The sequence below is a fragment of the Tabrizicola sp. genome (assembly GCF_051645465.1).
Taxonomy (GTDB): domain Bacteria; phylum Pseudomonadota; class Alphaproteobacteria; order Rhodobacterales; family Rhodobacteraceae; genus Tabrizicola.
In genome coordinates, this window is sequence record NZ_JBOFBI010000272.1 from 1 (window position 1) to 1,582 (window position 1,582).

A 1,582-nucleotide genomic window follows, 5' to 3' on the forward strand; every position below is an offset into this window, starting at 1 on the left:
TCCATCACTTGCTGCATTCGGGCGGCTGCTCGATCGATCAGGTCCGCGCCTGGGTGATCAACCGGTACTACTATCAAAGCCGCATCCCGATGAAGGACGCCGCGTTCATGAGCCGGGTGGATGACCCGGCTCTGCGCCGCGCCTGGCGGTCGCGGATTGAAGACCACGACGGCACCTCGCAGCGCGAGGGTGGCATCGCCCGCTGGCTCCGGCTCGCCGAGGCGGTCGGGCTTGACCGCGACTACGTGGCCTCGGCCCGGGGGGTGCTTCCCACCACCCGCTTTGCGGTGGATGCCTATGTCCGCTACGTGCGCGACGAGCCGCTGCTGAAGGCCGTGGCCTCATCGCTGACCGAGCTTTTCGCGCCGAAGATCCATGCCGAGCGGATCGCCGGACTGCTGGAGAACTACGACTTCGCCACGCCCGAGACGATCGCTTACTTCCGCCATCGCCTTGACGAAGCCCCAAAGGACGTGGCCTTCGGTCTTGGCTGGGTGCTGGACCATGCCGTAACTGCGGCAGATCAGGATGCCGCCGCTGCGGCACTGATCTTCAAGACCGAGGTGCTCTGGTCGCAACTGGACGCCCTCTATTCCGCCTACGTGGCCCCTGGAAACATCCCCCCCGGTGCCTGGCGCCCCGGCGACGGGGTCGTTGCGTGACCCCGGCGACAATCCCATTGCTGCCGCGGGGCGTGCGGACGCACCACGACAGGGTGCGCGACACCGAAGTGCTGCTTGGGCCTGAGCGGGCACTGATGCTGGACGAAATCGGTGCCGCGATCTTGGCGGAGGTGGACGGAAAACGCTCTGTAGCCGAGATATCGGCGCTGCTGGCCGCACGCTACGGCGCACCGCTCGACGCCGTGCAGGACGACGTGGCCGAGTTTCTGGGCGACCTCGCCGACAAGCGGCTGCTGGACATGATCAATGCCTGAGCCGAGAATCAGCCCACCCATCGCCATGCTCGCGGAACTGACGCACCGCTGTCCGCTGGCCTGCCCCTATTGCTCCAACCCGCTGGAACTCAGCGCCAAGTCTTCCGAACTTTCGACCGATACCTGGGCCCGCGTCTTCGCCGAAGCCGCCGATCTCGGCGTCCTGCAACTGCATCTGTCCGGCGGAGAACCGGCCGCCCGGCGCGATCTTGAGGCACTGGTGGCCCATGCCCGCGCAGCCGGGCTTTACACCAATCTCATCACCTCCGGCGTCGGCCTGACCCGTGCGCGGCTTGAGGCGCTGGAGGCTGCCGGTCTCGACCACATCCAGCTTTCGGTGCAGGGCGTCACGCCCGAGGTTGCCGATCTGGTCGGCGGCTACAAAGGCGGGTTCGCCCGGAAGATGGAGGTCGCGGAACACATCGCGGAACTGGGCCTGCCGCTTACCCTCAACGCGGTGATGCACCGGCTCAATCTCGACGATCTGCCCGCCACGCTCGCGCTGGCCGAACGCCTGGGCGCACGGCGGATCGAGGTCGCCTGCGTTCAGTTCCAGGGCTGGGCACTCAAGAACCGCGGTGCCCTGCAACCGACGCGCGAACAGGTCGAAAAGGCCAAAGAGATCGTCGCCGAGGCGCGCAGGTC

The 1,582-nt window shown here is 66.9% G+C and carries 3 protein-coding genes; all 3 read left to right on the plus strand.

The features are described 5' to 3' along the window. Positions 1–662: pyrroloquinoline-quinone synthase PqqC (gene pqqC / locus ACRCSW_RS17465; protein ID WP_438706922.1), on the plus strand; the 662-nt coding region annotated here is incomplete at its 5' end. Continuing rightward, positions 659–937, plus strand: a complete 279-nt coding sequence (gene pqqD, locus ACRCSW_RS17470; RefSeq protein ID WP_438706923.1) for a pyrroloquinoline quinone biosynthesis peptide chaperone PqqD — start codon at positions 659–661, stop codon at positions 935–937. The genes pqqC and pqqD, both read left to right, overlap by 4 nt. Beyond that, the coding region (locus ACRCSW_RS17475) for a radical SAM protein (protein ID WP_438706924.1) at positions 930–1,582 on the plus strand (653 nt) is incomplete at its 3' end. The genes pqqD and ACRCSW_RS17475, both read left to right, overlap by 8 nt.